We start from the raw sequence: 19,095 nt of genomic DNA, 5'->3' as shown, positions 1-19,095 counted from the left end.
ATCAAGGACAATGGCGAGGGCTCCGGCCGAGCCGAATCCGGGCCCCGCCGAGCAGGTCGGCCGGTTCCCCAAGGCGGGGCCGTGGCCCCCGCCCGCTCACGCCTCCCGCAGCGGCGGAATGAAGGCGATGAGCAGCAAGGCCGCAAGCACCAGCGCAGCCGCCGCGATGGCGAGCGGCAAGAGCCCGAGCGTGATGAACGGCGCGACCGCCGCGGTACCGGCCGCCGTCGTGCCGAGAATGGCCACCACGACGAGCGCCGCGCCCCGCGCGTCGTCGCCCTGCGACGCCACCACGGCGCGGTGGAAGCCGGGCGGGCCGCGGAAGCCGAGCCCCATGTTGAAGGGCACGAACAGCGCCGTCACCACCAGCGTGTCCGTTCCGCCCGCCAGCGCATAGGCCAGCATCGCCACGCCGCCGAGCGCGGAAAGTGCCGTGCCGGCCCAGATCATCCGCTCGGCGCCGAAGCGCCCGGTCAGGCGCCCCGTCCAGTTGGCGGCGACGATAAAGGTGGCGATGCCGGTCATCTGCATGACGATGAAGTCCTTGAGGCCGGCGCCCAGGGCCATGACGAACACCGTCGGCGCCGCAAAGACGATCACCAGCAGCGCGCCCAGCGTGAAGGCGTGGCTCAGCGCATAGCGCAGGAACACCGCGTCGCGCAGCAGGTGGGCGTAGCCGCCGGCGCCGCGGCCGGTGGTCAGCGGCGGCAGGTGACGGCTAAGTCCGGCGACCGCCGCCGCGAGCAGCAGCGCCAGCACCGCGATCACCTTGAAGGAAGCGTTCCAGCCGGCGATCGACAGCAGCCACACGCCGGCCACCGGCGCCAGCGCCGGCGTCAGCGATTCGATGCTGCCGAGCAGACCGAGCCTGGCCACGGCACGCTCGTCGCCAAACAGCGCCCGGATCATGCCGGGCGCGAAGACCGCCGCCGCCGAGCCCGCGGCGCCTTGCAGGAAGCGCAGGCCGATCAGCATGTCCAGCGACCCGCTCATGCCGGCCAGCGCCGAAATCAGGCCGTAGGCTGTGAGCGATGCCACCAGCAGGCGCCGCTGGTCGAAATGCGCGCCCAGCGTGCCGAAGGCGAGCAGGCCCGCCGCCGAACCGGTGACGAAGGCCGCCAGCACGAACTGCGCCTCGGCATGGCTGCCGCCCAGCACCTCCGGCAGGCTCGGCACCGCCGGCAGCACGAGGTCGGTGCCGGCGATGCCGAGCACGGTGCTGGTCACGATGAGGGCGAAGGCGATGCCGCCATGGCCGCCATGCTTGCCGGTGGTCATTGTCCTGCCAGTCCGTCGATCGGAGGCCTTTTTCGGGACGGCGTCAGTGCCCCATCGCCGTCCATGGGTCAAGAACGGCCGGTTGGGCCAACATCCTCGCTCACCCCCTACGCCCTTGGCCGCCCGACGATGCCGCAGCGGCACGGGCGCCAGTTACTCCTCAGCCGTGGCGCGGCCATTGCGAGTGGAGCGCATCGATGACGAAGCCGTGGGCGTGGCGGCGCCCGAGGCGGTGGCCGCCTTCAGCCCAATGCGGATCGTCGTCGGCGAGATCGTGGTGGTGGTGTTCGACGACGTCCGGATCGGACGACGGCCACAGGAGCAACGCGGCGGCCGTGGCCACGGCTGCGATCGCCGCCATGGCGACGAAGGTGGCCGACAGGCCGACGGTTACGCCGAGCCAGCCCGCCAGCGGGTAGGTGATCAGCCAGCAGGCGTGCGACAGCGCGAACTGCGCGGCAAACAGCGCCGGCCTGTCCTCGGGACGCGACGAGCGCCTGAGCAGCCTGCCCGCCGGCGTCTGTGCGATCGAATAGCCGAGGCCGAGGACGAACCACAGCGGCATGAGCGACGCGAAGCCCTGCACCTGGGTTCCGGCAACAAGGCCGAGCGCCAGCAGGGCTATGCCCGCCAGCATGATCGAGCGATCGTTGATCCGGTCGAGGACCCTCGGCAGCATCAGCGCCGCCAGCATCGACCCGCCGCCATAGGCAGCGAGCGCGATCGCCGTCGACCGCTGCGTCAGGCCGTATTGGCCCTGGACGATGACGACGGTGTTGACGATGACCATCGCGCCGGCGGCGGCGACCGCCATGCTGACCGCCAGCAGGCCGCGCAGCCGGGGGGTGGCGAGATAGATGCGCAAGCCGCGCGTGGTCCGCTCGTAGATGCCGCGCGGGGCTGAAGGCTGCGGGCTCGGCAGCGTCACCGAGACGACCAATGCGGCGGAGGCCAGGAAGCCGACGACGGTCCCGGCGAACAGGTCCTGGAAGCCGACCACCGTCAGCAGCGCCGCCGCCAGGATGGGGCTGACCAGGCTTTCGAGGTCGTAGGCCAGCCGGCTGAGCGACAGCGCACGCGTATAGTCCCGCTCGTCGGGCAGCACGTCGGGAATGGTCGCTTGGAAGGCCGGCGTGAAGCCGGCCGACGCCGACTGCAGCACGAAGATCAGCACATAGACCTGCCATACCTCGGTGACGAAGGGCAGAAGCAGCACCACCGCCGCACGCACCAGGTCGAGGCAGACGAGCATCGAGCGCCTGGGCAGCCGCTCGGCGAAGGCGGCGGCCACCGGTGCCACGCCGACGAAGGCGATCATCTTGATCGCCAGCGCAGTGCCGAGCACCACGCCCGCGTCCGGTCCCGCCAATTCATAGGCCAGGAGCCCGAGCGCGACGGTGGCAAGGCCGGTGCCGATCAGGGCGATCACCTGGGCCGCGAACAGATGGCGATAGGTTCGGTTGGACAGTATCTGAAGCATCGGGCCGGCTCCGGCAGTGTTCGGCGGCCACGGGGGCCAGGACGTAGGTAGGCACAGGCGCGCGCCCCTCAGGGCCGGCAACGGCGCCGTCCTAAAGGTATTTGGTGATTTCCTTGAACTCGTCGATCGACTGGCGCTGCTCGCGCGGCAGCGGCCCCACGGCCTCCTCGAGGCAATGGTCGAGGTGGTCCTGGATCAGCGTGCGCTTGGCCTGGCCGACGGCCTTCTCGACCGCGTGCAGTTGCTGCGCGACATCAAGGCAGGGCCGGCCCGCCTCGATCATGGCGATGATGCCGCGAAGATGGCCCTCGGCCCGCTTCAGCCGCTTGAGCGTTTCGGGATGGGAGGTGTGTACATGTTCCGTCATGCAAACCTGCTATCCCCCCGGAGGGCATATAGTCAAGAGCGATTGCGCCTTGAGCGCATCGGCAGGCGCCGCTTAGCCGGTCATGAGTCAAGAACAGCCGGCCGGGCCAAGCGGACGGGCCGGCCGCCCTCTGCAATCTGCTCTTTCGTTGACCTTTCATGGGTCATGTGCAAGTATACAATGTATTTTTTTGAGATTTTACTATGGAATCGCCCCTTATTTCAACGAAGGCAATTAAGAAGCGCCTTGCGATCTTTCTTGACGGCACGTGGAATTCCACTGGTGACAACACCAACGTCTGGCGACTGAAGTCGTTGTGTGCGGACCAATCCGCCGACGGAGCCAAGCAATGTGTCTACTATGACGTCGGAGTAAACGGCTTTCGGGGAGGCACGTTCGGCAAGGGCGTCGGGCAGAACGTCGTCGAAGCCTACAAATGGCTCATCGACGAATATGAAGACGGCGACGAGATCTTCATCTTCGGGTTCAGCCGCGGCGCATACACGGCGCGAAGCCTCGCCGGCTTCATCGCCAAATGCGGCTTGATCAAGAGCGGCGCGCCGCTTGGCGTCGACCAGATATTCGAACGCTACCAACGCCCGGACGACACTACGGTGTGGCAACTGCGGGAGGCGCGCGACAGTGCCGACCGCCCTCTCGAAGAACAATGGATCCTCAAATACGCACAGGCCATCAACATCAAGTTGTTGGGGGTCTGGGATACGGTCGGCGCACTCGGGGTGCCAGCATTCAACATTCCGGGCATCAGCCGCTCGACGCTTGGCTGGCTGCATACCGGCCTTCGGCTGCCAATCGAGCACGGCTTCCACGCACTGGCCATCGACGAACATCGTGGAACCTTTTCGCCAACGTTGTGGACGACCCGAAAGCCGCACGACCCCAAGGCGAAGGTCGCAACACCACGGTCGCTGTCGAGCGTGGAGCAGCGTTGGTTCTGCGGCGCGCATGCCAATGTCGGCGGAGGTTACCGCAGCGACCTGCTTGCACAGATTCCGCTTCGCTGGATCATGCAGAAGGCGTCCGCGCATGGGCTGACCTTCCGCAACGACGTCGAACTCGACGGCGATGCAACCACCGCGCCGATTGCCGATTCCTATCGTGCATTCCTCGGGGGTGGCTACGCTCTGCTCAAAAGTCGATACCACCGCATCATTGCCGCGCCGCCCGATAAGCGATCCGACGGCATCCACAGCACCGTCAACGAAACGATCGACAAGTCGGTGTTCGATCGGTGGCGCACCGATCCGCACTATCGCCCCGAGAGCCTTTCAAACTGGGCAAAGCGCTTCGAGTTGTCGATCGAGCAGCTGAATGGCTCCGTCCATGCGGACAAGCCTGACGTCAAGCTGGTTGAGTAGACACCCGTCATTCAGACCAGCGTGATCGGGCACCCAGTGTTCCCCTCCTACCTGTACCCGGTCGCGTCGGCCGGCTTGCCTGCCGCCTCCACCTCGTCGAGATAGCGCCAGGCGTCGGGCCGCGAGCCGTCGAGGTCGGTGAAGCCGTAGACCTGAGCGAGCCCGCCGCTCGACAGCGACTGGCCGTTCCAGCGCGCCACGTCCGGATCGGCGGCCAGTGCGGCCACGGCGCGGCCGACGAAGCGCGGCGTCTCTGAGATGACGAAATGCGGCACCTTTGTTGTCGCATCGCGCCAGTTGTCCTCGCTGACGCCAAAGTGCTCCAGCATCATCTCCGAGCGCAGCCAGCCGGGGGTGATCGCCACCGCGGTCGCGCCGTGCGTAGCAAGGTCCTTGGCGTGCGCCCAGGCCATGCGCAGCACCGAGGTCTTGGCGAGATCGTAGAAGGGCGACAGCCTGTAGTTCCTGGCATTGTAGTCGGCGGTGCCGTCGGTCACCTCGACCAGCAGGCCGCCGGGCCGCTCGATCATTAGCGGCAGGGCGAAATGCGCGGTGATCAGATGCGTGTCAACGCCAAGCCGCAGCAGGCGCAGGCCGTTGTCGAGGTTGTGGTCCCATACCGGCTTGTTCCACTCGAACAGCTTTTCGCCACCCCAGATGTCGTTGACCAGCACGTCGAGCCTGCCCTCGTCCCTGCGCAGGCGCTCGACGAGTGCGCGCACCTCCTCGGCCACCAGATGGTCGGTGGGCACGGCGATGCCCTTGCCGCCGGCGGCGGTGACGAGCTCGGCCGTCTCCTCGATGGTTTCCGGCCGGTCGTATTCGGAGCGGCGGTCGCGCGTGGTGCGGCCACTGACATAGACCGTCGCCCCGGCCGCGCCCAGTTCGACGGCGATGCCGCGGCCTGCGCCGCGTGTCGCGCCGGCAACCAGCGCCACCTTTCCCTGAAGCGTCATCGAACTCTCCCTTGCAACATTGTTGTCGCATGGCCCTCGCGGCGGCGCTGCGCCACCGCGGGCATTCGTCGCGCCCGATGCACACCTCGCGCACGCGGACTAGCATTTCACCTCGATACGATTTATAAATGAATATTCGTTTATAAACAAAAGGTCAACATGGCCCGCCCCAGAACCCTCTCCAACCTCGACATCCTCGATGCCGCCAACCGGCTACTCCACCAGTATGGCCCCGAGGCCCTCACCTTCGAAAGCCTCGGCCGCGCCTGTGGCCTGTCGCCCGCGACGCTCGTGCAGCGCTTCAAGTCGAAGGCCGGCCTCAAGCAGGCGGCCCTGCTCCGCGCCTGGGACGGCCTCGACGAGATGACCGCGGCGCTTGCCGCCTCAGCGCCGAAGACGCCCGACGGCGCCGTCAGCCTGCTTGTCGGCCTGTCGCACTATGGCGGCATCGAGACCTATGCCGAGGGGCTGCTGCTGCTGCGCGAGGACCTGCGCGATCCGGTGCTACGGGCGCGCGGCACAGCCTGGAAGGCAGCGCTGTGTTCGGCGCTCGACGAACGCCTGTCGGGCATCGCCGGCGCGCCGCAGGGCCTGGGCCTGCTGATGGCCTCCCAATGGCAGGGATCGCTGCTGTGGTGGGCGTTCGAGCCCGAGGGCAAGGTCGAGGATTTCGTCGAGGCCGGCCTCAGGCGTTTCGTGGCCGCGGTCCTCGCGGTACCCGCCGGAGAGGATTGAGCCGCCGCTCGCCCGGACGTCCAGGGCTTTCGGCTTCAGGGCCCGCCGCTCCCCATCGCCGGATCGTTTCGCCGGTGTCCTCGCGGATCGCCACGAATTCGGACGACGCCAGCACCGCATGCATGTGCAAGGTCGCCTCGCCCGGGTTGCGGAAGCCGTGGCTCTGCCCGGCAGGCACGATCATTGACTGGCCAGCGACCAGTTTCGCATGTTCATCGCCGAACCAGACCTCGGCCTCGCCGGCCAGGACCGTCAGCACTTCCTCGACCGGGTGAAAATGAGTCGGCGCGCCGGCGCCCGGCGCTACCCATTGCTCGAAGATGCAGAGCTGCCGTGCTCCGGAGCCGGCTGAAACCAGCATGCGGCTCTCGACGCCCGCGCGCCACTGTTCGCGCGCATGATCCGTGTGGACGACAGGCTGCATCGCGCTGGTCCCCCGAGCCGGCAGCGAAGGCCGCCATCTCGAGGGTAGGCCGTCAACTCACGGTTGGCAAACAGCCATCCGCCGGTCGCCGGGACTACGCCCGCTCTTCCCACACCCTGGCGAGCTCGACGATGGTCCGGACCGCCTTTTCCATGTCCTGCCGGCTCACCCATTCGAGCGGCGAGTGGAAGGCGTGGCCGCCGGCGAAGATGTTGGGGCAAGGCAGGCCCATGAACGACAGCCTGGAGCCGTCGGTGCCGCCGCGGATGCTGCCGCGCACCGGCTCCATGCCGGCGCGGCGGATCGCCTCGACCGCGTGTTCGACGATCTCGGGGTGGCGGTCGAGCACCACCTTCATGTTGCGGTACTGCTCCTTGACCACAAAGCCGTAGCTCGAGTCGGGGAAACCCTTGAGCACGTCCCTGACGATCGCCTCCAGCATCGCCTCCTTCTCGGCCAGGCCCTCGTCGCGGAAGTCGCGCACGATCAGGCTGATCGTCGCCTTCTCCATCGAGCCGGTCACACCGGTGGGGTGCACGAAGCCCTGCCGCCCGTCGGTCGTCTCGGGCGCCTGGTCCTTCGGCAGGCGGTCGATGATCGCGCCGGCGATCTTGATGGCGTTCTCCATCCGGTCCTTGGCGAAGCCCGGATGCATGGCCACGCCCTGGATGGTGATCTCGACGCCGTCGGCCGAAAACGTCTCGTCCTCGATGGTGCCGGCGGTCTCGCCGTCCATGGTGTAGGCGAATTTCGCGCCGAGCTTGGCGAAGTCGACCTTGTCGACGCCGCGGCCGATCTCCTCGTCCGGCGTGAACAGGATCTTGATCGTGCCGTGCCGGATGTCGGGATTGGCGACCAGCACCTGCGCCGCCGCCATGATCTCGGCCACGCCCGCCTTGTCGTCGGCGCCGAGCAGCGTCGTGCCGTCGGTGGTGACGATGTCGTTGCCGATCTGGTTCTTGAGCTCCAGATGCTCGCTGACCTTGATGACGCGCGACGGATCGCCCGCCAGCACGATATCGCCGCCCTCATATTTCCGGATCATCTGCGGCCTCACGCCGGTGCCGGTGAAATCGGGCGCGGTGTCCATGTGCGAACAGAAGCAGATGACCGGCACTTGCTTGTCGCTGTTGGAGGGGACCGTCGCATAGACGTAGCCGTGCGCGTCGAGATGCGCGTCGGACAGGCCCATCGCCAAAAGCTCCTCGACCAGCAGGCGGCCGAGGTTCTTCTGCTTCTCCGTCGAGGGCAGCGCCGAGGACTTCGGGTCCGACTGGGTGTCGATGACGACGTAGCGGAGGAAACGGTCGAGCACGGTGTCGGTCATGGCAAGGTCCAATGCGTCTGTCGGTCCGCCTGCTATAGCCGCCCCGCCCGCCGCCGTGAATGCCTTTCGCCGTCGTCGCCCGTTGGGCCAGCGGCTAGCGAGCGCCGGATTAAAACATGAGTTTTATTGTCATATTAATATGCAAGCCGAAAGAATCCTGATAACGACGCTCATCTTTCTTCGCCCCCACCCCGAAAGCCACGCCTATGCATCATTCTCGCCGAACCGCCTTCCGCCTCGCACTTGCAGGCACCACCGCTCTTACGCTCGCCACCGCTGCCCACTCCCAGGAACAGCAGCGTCCGGCCGGGGTCGACGACGCGTTCGTGCTCGAAAAGCTCTTCTTCTCCGGCGGCAGCGGTGGCGTGATCGACGCCGAGGGATATGTCGGCAAGGGCAGCGCCACGGGTGCAAAGATCGACACGCCCTTTATCGAGACGCCGCAGTCGATCTCGTCGGTGACGCAGCAGCAATTGGAAGATCGCAATCCGCAGAGCCTGCTCGACACGCTCGCCTATACGCCCGGCACGCGGGTCGGCGCCTTCGGCTTCGATCCGCGTTTCGATTCGTTCACCGTGCGCGGCTTCGACGTAAGTTATACCGGCGTCTTCCGCGACAACCTGCTCCAGCCGGGCGCCGGGTCCTCGCTGTTCAAGACCGAACCCTATGGGCTCGAGGGCGTCTCCATCCTGCGCGGCCCGTCATCCGCGCTCTACGGCGCTTCCGGTGCGGGCGGCCTGTACAATCTGATCAGCAAGCGTCCGACGGAGGAGACGCTGCGGGAGGTGCAGCTCCAATACGGCAGCCACAACCGGTACCAGGGACAGTTCGATCTCTCCGGGCCGGTCATGGACGATGGCCCGTTCTACTATCGCCTCACCGGCCTGTTCAGGGATTCCGACACCGAACAGGTCGCCGTTCCGGATGATCGTGCCTACATCGCACCGGCGCTGACCTGGAAGCCGGACGAGGACACCCGCCTCACCATCCTGGGCGAGTATTCACGCACGGAAACAGGAGGCACCGCCGCCTATTACTACGATCAGGCCACTGGCGAGGTGACCGACATTTTCGCTGGCAATCCGGCATTCAACGAATCCGTCCAGAACCAGGCCCGCATCGGCTACGAATTCGAGCACAGGCTCAACGACACCTTCGTGTTTCGGCAGAATGCCCGTGCGTCGACGCTCAACATCGATGCCGACTGGGCCTTCGCCTACCAGGCGAACGAAGACGACCCGCTGCTCCTCGACAGCAGCGCCGGTACGTTCGACGAACGCCTGACGGCCTACACGATCGACAACCAGCTGGAGGCGAAGTTCGACACCGCGGCCCTGCAGCACACGCTGCTCGCCGGTGTCGATTTCACCAAGGTCGACTGGCGCTCGCTCAACGGCTATGGCACCACGCCGCCGCTCGACACGCGAAATCCGACGGCGGGACGCCCGACGGCGCCGATCCCGTTCCAGACCGAAACCGTTCAGGACCAGTTCCTTACCGGTCTCTACATGCAGGACCAGATACGCTACGGCGCCTGGACCCTCACGCTGGGAGGGCGCCAAGACTGGGTCTCGACGGGTACCGACAACACCGACCTCGCGACCGGCTCGGTGACCAATATCGACCAGCAGGACAAAGCCTTTTCCTGGCGCACCGGCGTGGCCTACGAGACCGCCTGGGGCATGACGCCCTACGCCAGCTACTCGACCGCCTTCTCGCCGAATGCCGGCGTCAACCAGGAAACGGGCGACCCGTTCAAGCCCACCGAGAGCGTCCAGCAGGAGGTCGGCGTCAAGTATCTCCTGCCCGACACCAACCTTTTGCTGACGGCCGCCCTGTTCAACATCGATCAGGAAAACGGCCTTTACTACGAGGTGTTCGACCTTCCGAGCGGGCCGACCAACATCCAGGTCCAGCGCGGCAAGCTGCGCTCGCGCGGCATGGAGCTGGAAGCGACCGCGAGCCTGGACAACGGCCTGTCGCTCCTTGCCTCCTACACCTACACCGAAGCAAAGATCGTCGAGGGACCGGAAGAAACGATCGGCAACTATGTGTCCTCCGTCCCGCGTCACATGGCTTCGCTCTGGGCGCACTACGACATGCCGGAAGACAGCACATTCGATGGTCTCGGCGTCGGCGCGGGCGTTCGCTTCGTCGGATCGAGCTTCGGCAGCGACCTCAACACGACCAAGAACAGCGCGCGTGCCCTCGTCGATGCGGCCATCGATTTCGACTTTGCCGCGATCGACAAGGAACTGAAGGGGCTGAAGCTCCAGATCAACGCGACGAACCTCTTCGACCGGCGCGAGGCCGTCTGTTCGGCGGGCTTCTGCTACCGCGATCAGGGTCGCACGATCATCGGCAGCCTGAAGCACAGCTGGTGACCGCTTGACGCCGTCCTCCCCATTGGCGCCCCCGGGCCTGAAGGCGATCTTTGCCGGCGACCAGGCCTGGTGCGGCGAGAAGATGATGCTCTCTTCGGATCTCGAGGGCGCCATGCCGCTCGGCGCCTTCCTCGCCGGAGACGGTTTTGCGCACGCGCTCGATCGGCTCGCCGCCGCTCACGGCAATGCGGATCGGCGGGCCGCCGCCTCGTTCTGGTCGCTCTACTACTTCTCCGCCCTGACGATCCCCTATGTCGTCGCCGGCAGGATGCAGGCGGCATTGCCTGTCGGCTACGACGAAATGACGATTGCACTGGCAGAGGACGGATTGCCGCGCGCATTTGGCCTGCCGCACGAGGGAAGCTGGGGCGATGGCGGCGGCCTGCTGGGGCTGGTCACTCCGCTCGTGGAAGGTCACCTCGCCCGGGTCGTGGAGTTGTTCAAGGAAAAGGCCGGCATCTCGGCAAAACTCGCCTGGAACAATGCCGCAGTCTACATCGACTACGCCGTCAACGCGACCGAGCCGACTTCAAACGGCGAGGACCACTGGCCCTCGCGCCCGCTTTTCGACCGGCCACAGCTTGCCGGCGGCAGGCGCAATCCGTTTCACGGCTGCCTGCGACGGGAGATCGAGGGCGGTCAGGCGCACTGTCGCCGCCGGGTGTGCTGCCTGCGCTACATGCTGCCCGGCATTCCAAGTTGCGGCGAGCTGTGCGCCCTGCCAAGCCAAAGAAAGCAATGAGAATGCGCCTGATCCTTTTTGTCCTCGCCGCCTTCCTTTGCCTCTCGCCAGGCCCGGCCGGGGCCGAAGTGCGGTTTCCGCTGACCGTCAAAGATGCGCTCGGCCGCAAGGTGACTGTCCCGGCGGAGCCGAAGGCCATCCTGCTTGGCAGCGGCTTCAACCTGGTCGCACTCTCGCTCATCCATCCCGATCCGGTGAGCCTGCTTGCGGGCTGGTCGGACGACATGAAAAACGACAACCCCGAGATCTACGCGCGCTTCCGCGACAAGTTCCCGAAGATCGCGCAGGTTCCGATCATCGGCGACGGCAACACCGTATCGTTGGAAACGGTCCTGTCGCTCAAGGCGGACCTCGCCATCTTCTCCAACTGGCAGGCCGACATCGAGCTTGGCCGGCAGGCGATCGCCCATCTGGAGCAGGCGGGCGTTCCGGTCATTGTCGTCGACTTCAGCAGCGACGTCTTGAAGAACACTGCCGATAACATGCGCCTGCTCGGACGCGTGCTCGATCGCGAGGACCGGGCCAATGCCTTTGCCGACTTCTACGACGCGCGCGTCGAACGCATCCGGGCCCGCGTCGCGGCCCATCCCGAACCCGGGCCCACCGTGCTGATGCAAGCCTTTCCCAATCCGGACAGGTGCTGCTACGCCTTTGGCGTCGGCGGGCTGGGGGAGTTCATCGCCATCACCGGCAGCCGCAACGTCGGCGACAAGCTGCCGCGGCCGGGCGCCTTCGTCAGCAACGAATTCATCGTCGCCTCGGATCCGGACGTCTACATCGCCACCGCCTCGCCGGGTGGCACCTACAGCTCGTTTTCCGTCGGCCCCGGCGTCGATCCAGGGGAAGCGCGCACGACGCTGGCCAATGCGGTACGAGACCCCTTCCTTGCCAGGCTGAAGGCGGTGCGCGATGGCCGGGTGCATGGGCTGTGGAACTTCTTCAACGCCGTGCCGCTCAACATCCTGGCAGCCGAGGCATTCGCCCGCTGGCTGCGCCCGGACCTGTTTGCCGACATCGACCCGGCCGACACCATGAAGGAAATCAACGAGCGCTTTGCTGCCGTGCCGTTCGACGGCGCCTACTGGATCAGTCTCCGCGAAAAATGAGCATCCGCCGACAAGGCTGAGGGCGTCTTTCGACGTGCTGCGCTGTCAGCCGCAGGACCAGGACAGCAGCGGGCTGCCGGCCACGGGAAAATCCTGGGCGGGAGCTGCGGCGGACACAACGTCGCCGCAGCCTGGCAGAATGCGACAGGCCGGTTCCGGCGGTCGTCGCCGGACCGGCCCATCTCTGGCCCGCGCCGACGGCTGTCAGGAAACGTCGCTGGCACTGGCAGCGGCCTTGCGGCCCGTCAGCATGGCGCGCACCAGATTCTCGCGGTGGCGAATGCTGGAGAACACAACGCCGGCGACATGCAGGCCGACCAGCGCCAGCATCAGGTTCGCGGCGACCTCGTGGGCCTCCTCCACCCACTCGATTCCCCAGAACATATCGGTCGTCTGCAGCCATCCTGTCACGGCTACCGCCGCCACGGCCCCGAGAAGCCAGACAATCATCACGCCGCCGAGAGGATTATGGCCCAGATATCGGGCTTCCCGTCCCGCCAGGACATCCCGGGCATAGCCGAGCGTCTTGCGCGGTCTGCGAATGAACTGCGTGAAACGGGCATAGCGGGAACCGATCAGCCCCCACACCAGGCGGGAGGCGACAAGCGCGCCGGCCGCATAGCCTGCCAGATCGTGCACAATCCTTGTCTCGTCGGCGGCAAGCCACGCCACCGCGAGGCTGGCCACGAGGCTCCAATGGAAGACCCTGACGAATGGATCCCAAACCTTCACGGTGGCGGGCATTGATCAACCCTCGCTGTCTTCGCTCGAACCGCCGACCCGCTCGAGGGATTTCGGATTGAAGTAGGCCTCCACCTTCTTGCCAGCCGCGTCGATTGCGTAGGCCTCGTAGCAGCCGTCCTCGGTCTTGATGGAGCGAACCTGCCATCCATCCGACTTCAACTTGGCTTCGAGCGCCTCGCGCGGCTGCCATTCTCCAACAGGAACGTCGCATTTGTTGCCTGCGAATGCCGGTGCGCTCGCCAGCGCGCCCACCAGGACAACGGGTATGAGGATCGTTTTCATTTCAAGCTCCTTCGGTTGATCCGACACCCGCCTTCTGGAGCGCGAAGCTGACAGCAGCCTGAACGGGAACCGAGACCATGTGGGACATTGCGTTCAGGCTGTTGTCAGGTCTTCATTCTATCCGCTGGCGACCCAATCGAAGGACTTGCAGATCGACATGCGCATACTTCTGGTCGAAGACGACAGGGCGATCGGCGGCGCTTTGAAGGACCACGCCAGCGGCAACGGCCACGCCGTCGACTGGGCAAAGACCCTGGCGGAGGCAGATGAGTTCGTGTCAGTCGTGGCCTATGACCTCGTGCTTCTCGACCTGCACCTGCCCGATGGCAACGGCCTCGCCTTCCTTCAGGCGCTTCGCGATCGCGCCAACTTCGTCCCGGTTATCGTCCTGACGGCGCGCGACCAAATCTCGGACCGGATTTCCGGGTTGAACGCGGGCGCTGACGACTATCTGGTCAAGCCGTTCAATCTGGACGAACTGTCCGCACGGATACACGCCGTCGCCCGGCGCTATGGCCAGAACACGCAGACGAGGCTCGACGTTGGCCCGCTGACGATCGCACCCGCAGAGCGGACCATCACGCGCGACGATCTTTCCATCGATCTGACGGCGCGCGAGTGGGCCGTGCTCGACCGGCTGCTCCATCGTCGAGGCGCCGTTGTCTCGAAAGCCCAGATCGAAGATGCGCTCTACGAACTCGGCGCCGAAGTGGAGAGCAACACCGTTGAGGTCTACGTCAGCCGGCTGCGCAAGAAGCTCGGCAACGAGATCATCACCACCGTGCGCGGCGTAGGCTACAGGATCGTCGAGGCATGAGCAGGCAGATAAGCGTGACCCGCCAGCTCATGCGCTGGCTCATCGGCGTCGCGGTCGTTTTCTGGTTCGCTGCCGCGGGTCTGGCCGCGTTTGTCATGCACCACGAGTATCAGGAAGTCTTCGACAGCGCGCTCCAGGAAACCACCCAGCGGCTGATGCCTCTCGTTGTGGACGATCTCTACCAACGGGCCAACACATCGGTTCCGCGAAGCATCGATGAAGCGACCCTCTCCCACGAGGAGCATCTCCTTTACCAGGCGCGCGATGCCCGTGGGCAAGTTCTGCTGCATTCGCACGATGCCCCTCAAGCGCCCTTCGAGGCGCCGCTCAGGCCCGGTTTCTATCAGACGGCGACGCACCGCATCTACACCGAAACAGCTCTCAGCGGCACACTCTTCCTTCAGGTTGCCGACCCGCTCGATCACCGATGGGAAGCGATGCGCGAAAGTGCGCTCTCGCTTCTTGTCCCGGTGCTTCCCCTCGCCCCGCTGAGCCTCGTGGTGATCTGGCTGGTCGTCAGGCGGTCCCTGAAGCCGATCGGTACCTTCAGGCATGAGATCGGGGCCCGCGACAGCGCCAATCTGATGCCTATCGAGGTCGAGAAGCTGCCGGTCGAATTGGCAACGATCGCCAGTTCGGTCAATCATCTGCTTGCTCGTCTCAGCCACGCAATCGAAGCCGAGCGCGAGTTCACGGCCAACGCCGCCCATGAATTGCGCACGCCGGTCGCCGGTGCGCTTGCCCAGGTCCAGCAATTGAGCCGCGAATTGCCGAAGGGAACCGCACGGACCCGGGCCCAGGACATCGAGACCGCGCTGATGCGGCTCGCGCGCCTGACGGAGAAGCTGCTTCAGCTTGCCCGTGCCGACTCCGGCATCGGGTTGACCCAGGCACCGGCCGACCTCGCGGCCATCATTCGCCTGGTTGCCGCCGATTTCGAGCGCGGGTCCCAACATGCCGGACGGATCGTTCTCGACCTGGAGCCCTCGGCCACGCTGGTCAGAAAGGTGGATGTAGACGCATTCGGCATCGTGTTGCGCAATCTGATCGAGAACGCCCTGACTCACGGAGCTTCCGAAGGCAACGTTACAATTTCCCTGAAGGATCAGGACACCATCTCAGTTTCGAACACCGGACCGATTGTGCCGGCGGAAAAGCTCGCCAAACTGACCGCTCGGTTCCAGCGTGCATCCGCACGTGCCGCGGGAACGGGCCTTGGACTGTCCATCGCGGAGACCCTTGTACGGCAGATGGGCGGATCGTTGCGCTTCCGATCGCCGGCAAGCAACGGGACGGACGGCTTCGACGCCTTGTTGACGCTGTAGGGTAGCCGGCCCATTCTGGCGCTTCGGCCGACCATCGGCGTGTCGGCCCCTTCCCCTAATGCGGGAACTCCAGCCCCATCTCGCGGTAGCGCTCGGGGTCGTCGCCCCAGTTCTCGCGCACCTTGACGAACAGGAACAGGTGCACCTTCTGCTCGAGGATGCCGCCGATTTCCATGCGCGAGGCCTGGCCGATGGCGCGGATGGTCTCGCCCTTGTGACCGAGCACGATCTTCTTCTGGCTGTCGCGCTCGACATAGATGACCTGCTCGATGCGCACCGAACCGTCGGGCTTCTCCTCCCACTTCTCCGTCTCGACATGCGACGAATAGGGCAGTTCCTGGTGCAGGCGCAGATAGAGCTTCTCGCGGGTGATCTCGGCGGCGAGCTGGCGCATCGGCAGGTCGGAGATCTGGTCCTCGGGATAATACCAGGGGCCCTCGGGCAGGCGCATTGCCAGGAAATCGAGGAGGTCCTTGCAGCCGGAGCCGGTCAGCGCCGAGACCATGAAGGTGCGTTCGAACTCGACGCGATCGTTGGCGCTCGAGGTCAACTTGAGCAGCGCCTCCGGCTTCACCCGGTCGACCTTGTTGAGGATCAGCACCTTGGGCTGGCGCACGTCCTTGAGGCGCTCGAGGATCGCGTCGGCATCGCCCTTGATGCCGCGCTCGGCGTCGATCAGCACCAGGATCAGGTCGGCGTCCTTGGCCCCGCCCCAAGCGGTGGTCACCATGGCGGTGTCGAGGCGGCGGCGCGGCCTGAAGATGCCGGGCGTGTCGACGAAGACGATCTGGGCGTTGTCGTGGGTGGCGATGCCGCGCACGATGGCGCGCGTGGTCTGCACCTTGTGGGTGACGATCGACACCTTGGCGCCGACCAGCTGGTTGACCAGCGTCGACTTGCCGGCATTCGGCGCGCCGATCAGGGCGACGAAGCCCGAGCGCGTGGCTGCCGCTTCGGATGCGGCGGTTTCGGGGGCATCGGTCACGACGCGGTCTCCTCGTTCTTCCACACGCCCTCGCGCAACAGCACGGCGGCGGCGGCATTCTGCTCGGCCTCGCGCTTGGAGCGCCCGGTGCCGGTGGCCGGCGGATAATCCCCCACCCGCACGCTGACGGTGAAGACGGGGTCGTGGTCGGGGCCGGTTCGGCCCTCGATCTGGTAGGCGGGCACCGCGCTTGCGGCCTGGTGGGCCCATTCCTGCAGCTCGGTCTTGGGGTCGCGGCGGGCGGCGTCCACGGCCACGGCGCGCGGCTTCCAGTATTTGTGGATGAAGCGCTTGGCGGCGTCGAGCCCGCCGTCGAGATAGATCACCGCGATCAGCGATTCCAGCGCGTCGGCGCGCAGGTTGACGCGCTTGCGCTCGGCGAGGTTGCGCACCTCCGAGCCGGCGCGGATCAGGTCGGCAAGGCCGATCTGGTCGGCGATCTGGGCCAGCGCCTCGGCATTGACCAGCGCGTTGAGCCGCACCGAAAGCTCGCCCTCGGGCGCCTCGGGGAAGTCGGCCAGCAGCATGTCGGCCACCGCCAGCCCGAGCACCCGGTCGCCCAGGAACTCGAAGCGCTCGTAGTCGACGCCGGCGTGGGCGCTGCGGGCGCTGCCATGCGTCAGCGCCCGCTGCAGGCGCTGGGGATCGCGGAAGACGTGGCCGGTGCGGAGCTGCAGCGCATCGGCGAGATCGGTGGCGGTGAGCCGCTTCGCAGACATTTCCTATCTGACGAAGTTGAGCAGGCGCGAGCCGCGCATCTCGGTCGGCCACTTCCATATCTCGAGCGGGCTGGCGCCGCTGGCGATGGAGAAGAAGATGATGTTGGCGCGGCCGACGAGGTTCTCGGCCGGCACGAAGCCGACGGTGAAGCGGCTGTCGGTCGAGTTGTCGCGGTTGTCGCCCATCATGAAGAAATGGCCCTCGGGCACGACGAATTCGCGCGTGTCGTCGCCGATCGCGTTCGGCGTGAGGTCGAGCGTGTCATAGGAGACGCCGTTCGGCAGCGTTTCGCGGTAGACGTCGACCGGGCGGTTTTCCTCGGTGATGTCGGGATTGTCGATCTGGCCGACCTTTTCGCGCGGCACCGCGGTGCCGTTGATGTAGAGCACGCCGCCCTTCATCTGCACCCGGTCGCCGGGCAGGCCGATCACGCGCTTGATGTAATCGAGCGACGGGTTCGGCGGGAACTTGAAGACGACCACGTCGCCGCGCTCGGGATCGCTGCCGAAGATGCGGCCGGAGAACAGGTTGGGCGACAGCGGCAGCGAGAAGCGCGAATAGCCGTAGGCCCATTTGGTGACGAACAGATAGTCGCCCTCGAGCAGCGTCGGCCGCATCGAGCCCGACGGGATCGAGAACGGCTGGAACAGGAAGGTGCGGATCACCAGCGCCAAGAGCAGCGCCTGGACGATGACGCTCACGGTCTCGCCCAGCCCGCCGGACTTCTTCTGTTTTTCAGCCACGCTCATGTCGTCCTCGATTGTAGGTCGCGATGGGTATAAGGGCTCGCAGGCCCGGGGGCAATGTCTCTGCCGCCGCCAAGAGCCTAGGAAGATGGCGGTTGTTCGGCGGGCTGCAGCTCGATCACAACAAAGGCCTGCGCCAGCGGAAAATCGTCGGTGATGGTGAGGTGCACCACCGCGCGCTGGCCTTGCGGCGTCATCGTCGCCAGCCGCGCGGCAGCGCCGCCGCTCAGTTCCATCGTCGGCCGCCCGCCCGGCTGGTTGACCACGCCCATGTCGCGCCAGAACACGCCCTCGGCGATGCCGCAGCCGAGCGCCTTGGCGCAGGCCTCCTTGGCGGCGAAGCGCTTGGCATAGGAGGCGATGCGCCCGCGCCTGCCCTCGGCCCGTTCCTGCTCGGCCTCGGTGAAGATGCGCTGGATGAAGCGTTCGCCGTGGCGCTGGATCGATTTTTCGATCCGTCTGATGTCGACCAAGTCGCTGCCGATGCCGATGATCATGGCGCTGCGCTTCCTTCAGGGGCAGTCCACTGCATGCCCCCCTCTGCCCTGCCGGGCATCTCCCCCTCAAGGGGGGAGATTAGCAGCTGCAGCCGATGCGCGCCCCCTGCGACATCCGTGATTGGCGACGGTCGCAATGACAGCCAATCTCCCCCCTTGAGGGGGAGATGGCCGGCAGGCCAGAGGGGGGCGAGCGGGCTCAAGCCTCAGATGTTCCGGCTGCCCGGCTTGATCGCCGGGATCGCGGCCAGTTCCGGCGGCAGCTGGTCGGCCGGATAGGCCGGCACCTCGTATTCGGCGAGCGCCACCAGCGGCACGCCGACGTCGGTCTTGCCGGCCGAACGGTCGATGATGCAGGCCGCGGCCACCACCTCGGCGCCGAGCCCGCGCAGGCATTCGATGGTCTCGCGGATCGACAGGCCCGTGGTGACGATGTCCTCGACGATGACGACGCGCGCGCCCTTCTCGATCTCGAAGCGGCGCAGGCGGAACACCCCCTGCTCGCGCTCGACCCAGATCGCCGGCACCTTGAGATGCCGCGACGTCTCGTAGGCCGGGATCAGCCCGCCGATCGCAGGCCCCACGACATAGTCGATGTCGCCGCCCACCTCGTCGCGGATCTTTGCGGCCAGCGCCTTGCACAGCGCTTCGGTCTTGTCGGCGTGCATGAACACCCGTGCCTTCTGCAGGAAGACGGGGCTGCGCAGGCCCGAGGTCAGGATGAAATGGCCTTCGAGCACGGCGCCCGCCGAGCGGAAGATGTCCAGGACTTCGCTTGTCTGCATTTTTTCCTTCCTGTCG

General features: G+C 66.1%; 20 protein-coding genes. 7 read left to right on the top strand and 13 right to left on the bottom strand.

Annotated features, from left to right (window positions below; all coding sequences use genetic code 11):
* Positions 1-96: 96 nt before the first annotated feature.
* The 3 genes from AmiPiv_RS02685 to AmiPiv_RS02675 all read right to left on the bottom strand — a co-directional run bounded on the left by AmiPiv_RS02685 (position 97) and on the right by AmiPiv_RS02675 (position 3,125).
* A complete protein-coding gene (locus tag AmiPiv_RS02685) occupies positions 97-1,278 on the bottom strand; it encodes an MFS transporter (RefSeq protein WP_340035695.1) in 1,182 nt (393 codons plus the stop codon).
* Positions 1,279-1,438: 160 nt separating this feature from the next.
* Positions 1,439-2,758: an MFS transporter gene (locus AmiPiv_RS02680; protein ID WP_340035694.1), complete on the bottom strand. Its 1,320-nt coding sequence runs from the start codon at positions 2,756-2,758 to the stop codon at positions 1,439-1,441.
* A gap of 91 nt (positions 2,759-2,849) precedes the next feature.
* Positions 2,850-3,125, bottom strand: coding sequence for a metal-sensing transcriptional repressor (locus AmiPiv_RS02675; protein WP_340035693.1), 276 nt, complete (start codon positions 3,123-3,125; stop codon positions 2,850-2,852).
* 203 nt (positions 3,126-3,328) lie between these two features.
* Between AmiPiv_RS02675 and AmiPiv_RS02670 the strand changes: the two genes are divergently transcribed.
* On the top strand, positions 3,329-4,504 hold the full coding sequence (locus tag AmiPiv_RS02670) for a DUF2235 domain-containing protein (RefSeq protein WP_340035692.1): 1,176 nt from the start codon (positions 3,329-3,331) through the stop codon (positions 4,502-4,504).
* 47 nt (positions 4,505-4,551) lie between these two features.
* On the opposite strand, the gene AmiPiv_RS02665 is transcribed toward AmiPiv_RS02670, so the two are convergent.
* Positions 4,552-5,460: an SDR family oxidoreductase gene (locus AmiPiv_RS02665; protein ID WP_340035691.1), complete on the bottom strand. Its 909-nt coding sequence runs from the start codon at positions 5,458-5,460 to the stop codon at positions 4,552-4,554.
* A gap of 159 nt (positions 5,461-5,619) precedes the next feature.
* Between AmiPiv_RS02665 and AmiPiv_RS02660 the strand changes: the two genes are divergently transcribed.
* The gene (locus AmiPiv_RS02660; protein WP_340035690.1) at positions 5,620-6,195 is read left to right on the top strand and encodes a TetR/AcrR family transcriptional regulator; all 576 of its coding nucleotides are present in this window, start codon (positions 5,620-5,622) and stop codon (positions 6,193-6,195) included.
* On the opposite strand, the gene AmiPiv_RS02655 is transcribed toward AmiPiv_RS02660, so the two are convergent.
* The gene (locus AmiPiv_RS02655) at positions 6,146-6,619 is read right to left on the bottom strand and encodes a cupin domain-containing protein (protein ID WP_340035689.1); all 474 of its coding nucleotides are present in this window, start codon (positions 6,617-6,619) and stop codon (positions 6,146-6,148) included. The two genes, AmiPiv_RS02660 and AmiPiv_RS02655, sit on opposite strands and share 50 nt — an antisense overlap.
* A gap of 94 nt (positions 6,620-6,713) precedes the next feature.
* Complete coding sequence (gene pepT, locus AmiPiv_RS02650; protein WP_340035688.1) at positions 6,714-7,946, bottom strand: peptidase T; 1,233 nt, start codon at positions 7,944-7,946, stop codon at positions 6,714-6,716.
* A 206-nt stretch (positions 7,947-8,152) separates the two neighbouring features.
* Between pepT and AmiPiv_RS02645 the strand changes: the two genes are divergently transcribed.
* From AmiPiv_RS02645 to AmiPiv_RS02635, 3 genes are all read left to right on the top strand, one after another.
* Positions 8,153-10,330 (top strand): TonB-dependent siderophore receptor, encoded by a 2,178-nt coding sequence (locus AmiPiv_RS02645; protein ID WP_340035687.1) that lies wholly within the window; start codon positions 8,153-8,155, stop codon positions 10,328-10,330.
* Positions 10,331-10,412: 82 nt separating this feature from the next.
* Positions 10,413-11,072 carry a siderophore-iron reductase FhuF gene (fhuF, locus tag AmiPiv_RS02640; protein WP_340035925.1) on the top strand — a complete coding sequence of 220 codons (660 nt, stop codon included), beginning with the start codon at positions 10,413-10,415 and terminating at the stop codon, positions 11,070-11,072.
* Positions 11,073-11,074: 2 nt separating this feature from the next.
* Positions 11,075-12,178, top strand: coding sequence for an ABC transporter substrate-binding protein (locus tag AmiPiv_RS02635; RefSeq protein ID WP_340035686.1), 1,104 nt, complete (start codon positions 11,075-11,077; stop codon positions 12,176-12,178).
* A 204-nt stretch (positions 12,179-12,382) separates the two neighbouring features.
* Here the strand turns inward: AmiPiv_RS02635 and AmiPiv_RS02630 are convergent, their stop codons facing one another.
* Together AmiPiv_RS02630 and AmiPiv_RS02625 are read right to left on the bottom strand one after the other, a co-directional pair.
* Positions 12,383-12,922 carry a cytochrome b/b6 domain-containing protein gene (locus AmiPiv_RS02630; protein WP_340035685.1) on the bottom strand — a complete coding sequence of 180 codons (540 nt, stop codon included), beginning with the start codon at positions 12,920-12,922 and terminating at the stop codon, positions 12,383-12,385.
* Positions 12,923-12,925: 3 nt separating this feature from the next.
* Complete coding sequence (locus tag AmiPiv_RS02625; RefSeq protein WP_340035684.1) at positions 12,926-13,204, bottom strand: PepSY domain-containing protein; 279 nt, start codon at positions 13,202-13,204, stop codon at positions 12,926-12,928.
* Positions 13,205-13,361: 157 nt separating this feature from the next.
* Here AmiPiv_RS02625 and AmiPiv_RS02620 point away from each other — a divergent pair, with 157 nt between their 5' ends.
* Positions 13,362-14,021 carry a response regulator transcription factor gene (locus AmiPiv_RS02620; RefSeq protein WP_340035683.1) on the top strand — a complete coding sequence of 220 codons (660 nt, stop codon included), beginning with the start codon at positions 13,362-13,364 and terminating at the stop codon, positions 14,019-14,021.
* Positions 14,018-15,346 carry a sensor histidine kinase gene (locus tag AmiPiv_RS02615; RefSeq protein WP_340035682.1) on the top strand — a complete coding sequence of 443 codons (1,329 nt, stop codon included), beginning with the start codon at positions 14,018-14,020 and terminating at the stop codon, positions 15,344-15,346. The genes AmiPiv_RS02620 and AmiPiv_RS02615 overlap by 4 nt, the downstream gene beginning before the upstream one ends.
* Positions 15,347-15,401: 55 nt before the next feature.
* Here AmiPiv_RS02615 and era read toward each other — a convergent pair whose 3' ends face one another.
* The 5 genes from era to pyrE form a co-directional block, all read right to left on the bottom strand.
* A complete protein-coding gene (gene era / locus AmiPiv_RS02610) occupies positions 15,402-16,331 on the bottom strand; it encodes a GTPase Era (protein ID WP_340035681.1) in 930 nt (309 codons plus the stop codon).
* The gene (gene rnc / locus AmiPiv_RS02605) at positions 16,328-17,050 is read right to left on the bottom strand and encodes a ribonuclease III (protein ID WP_340035680.1); all 723 of its coding nucleotides are present in this window, start codon (positions 17,048-17,050) and stop codon (positions 16,328-16,330) included. The genes era and rnc overlap by 4 nt, the downstream gene beginning before the upstream one ends.
* A 3-nt stretch (positions 17,051-17,053) precedes the next feature.
* Positions 17,054-17,800 (bottom strand): signal peptidase I, encoded by a 747-nt coding sequence (lepB, locus tag AmiPiv_RS02600; protein ID WP_340035679.1) that lies wholly within the window; start codon positions 17,798-17,800, stop codon positions 17,054-17,056.
* 77 nt (positions 17,801-17,877) lie between these two features.
* Positions 17,878-18,294 carry a holo-ACP synthase gene (gene acpS, locus AmiPiv_RS02595; RefSeq protein WP_340035678.1) on the bottom strand — a complete coding sequence of 139 codons (417 nt, stop codon included), beginning with the start codon at positions 18,292-18,294 and terminating at the stop codon, positions 17,878-17,880.
* A gap of 206 nt (positions 18,295-18,500) precedes the next feature.
* A complete protein-coding gene (gene pyrE, locus AmiPiv_RS02590) occupies positions 18,501-19,079 on the bottom strand; it encodes an orotate phosphoribosyltransferase (protein WP_340035677.1) in 579 nt (192 codons plus the stop codon).
* Positions 19,080-19,095: the final 16 nt, after the last annotated feature.

Origin of the sequence: Aminobacter sp. Piv2-1, from assembly GCF_037625995.1 — a bacterium.
GTDB lineage: Bacteria > Pseudomonadota > Alphaproteobacteria > Rhizobiales > Rhizobiaceae > Aminobacter.
This window is presented reverse-complemented; position numbering and strand designations above follow the sequence as displayed.

Excerpts from the sequence above, each read along its gene's own strand:
- AmiPiv_RS02685 (WP_340035695.1), bottom strand. The coding sequence starts at position 1,278 with ATGACCACCGGCAAGCATGGCGGCCATGGCGGCATCGCCTTCGCCCTC.
- AmiPiv_RS02680 (WP_340035694.1), bottom strand. The coding sequence starts at position 2,758 with ATGCTTCAGATACTGTCCAACCGAACCTATCGCCATCTGTTCGCGGCC.
- AmiPiv_RS02675 (WP_340035693.1), bottom strand. The coding sequence starts at position 3,125 with ATGACGGAACATGTACACACCTCCCATCCCGAAACGCTCAAGCGGCTG.
- AmiPiv_RS02670 (WP_340035692.1), top strand. The coding sequence starts at position 3,329 with ATGGAATCGCCCCTTATTTCAACGAAGGCAATTAAGAAGCGCCTTGCG.
- AmiPiv_RS02665 (WP_340035691.1), bottom strand. The coding sequence starts at position 5,460 with ATGACGCTTCAGGGAAAGGTGGCGCTGGTTGCCGGCGCGACACGCGGC.
- AmiPiv_RS02660 (WP_340035690.1), top strand. The coding sequence starts at position 5,620 with ATGGCCCGCCCCAGAACCCTCTCCAACCTCGACATCCTCGATGCCGCC.
- AmiPiv_RS02655 (WP_340035689.1), bottom strand. The coding sequence starts at position 6,619 with ATGCAGCCTGTCGTCCACACGGATCATGCGCGCGAACAGTGGCGCGCG.
- pepT (WP_340035688.1), bottom strand. The coding sequence starts at position 7,946 with ATGACCGACACCGTGCTCGACCGTTTCCTCCGCTACGTCGTCATCGAC.
- AmiPiv_RS02645 (WP_340035687.1), top strand. The coding sequence starts at position 8,153 with ATGCATCATTCTCGCCGAACCGCCTTCCGCCTCGCACTTGCAGGCACC.
- fhuF (WP_340035925.1), top strand. The coding sequence starts at position 10,413 with ATGATGCTCTCTTCGGATCTCGAGGGCGCCATGCCGCTCGGCGCCTTC.
- AmiPiv_RS02635 (WP_340035686.1), top strand. The coding sequence starts at position 11,075 with ATGCGCCTGATCCTTTTTGTCCTCGCCGCCTTCCTTTGCCTCTCGCCA.
- AmiPiv_RS02630 (WP_340035685.1), bottom strand. The coding sequence starts at position 12,922 with ATGCCCGCCACCGTGAAGGTTTGGGATCCATTCGTCAGGGTCTTCCAT.
- AmiPiv_RS02625 (WP_340035684.1), bottom strand. The coding sequence starts at position 13,204 with ATGAAAACGATCCTCATACCCGTTGTCCTGGTGGGCGCGCTGGCGAGC.
- AmiPiv_RS02620 (WP_340035683.1), top strand. The coding sequence starts at position 13,362 with ATGCGCATACTTCTGGTCGAAGACGACAGGGCGATCGGCGGCGCTTTG.
- AmiPiv_RS02615 (WP_340035682.1), top strand. The coding sequence starts at position 14,018 with ATGAGCAGGCAGATAAGCGTGACCCGCCAGCTCATGCGCTGGCTCATC.
- rnc (WP_340035680.1), bottom strand. The coding sequence starts at position 17,050 with ATGTCTGCGAAGCGGCTCACCGCCACCGATCTCGCCGATGCGCTGCAG.
- lepB (WP_340035679.1), bottom strand. The coding sequence starts at position 17,800 with ATGAGCGTGGCTGAAAAACAGAAGAAGTCCGGCGGGCTGGGCGAGACC.
- acpS (WP_340035678.1), bottom strand. The coding sequence starts at position 18,294 with ATGATCATCGGCATCGGCAGCGACTTGGTCGACATCAGACGGATCGAA.
- pyrE (WP_340035677.1), bottom strand. The coding sequence starts at position 19,079 with ATGCAGACAAGCGAAGTCCTGGACATCTTCCGCTCGGCGGGCGCCGTG.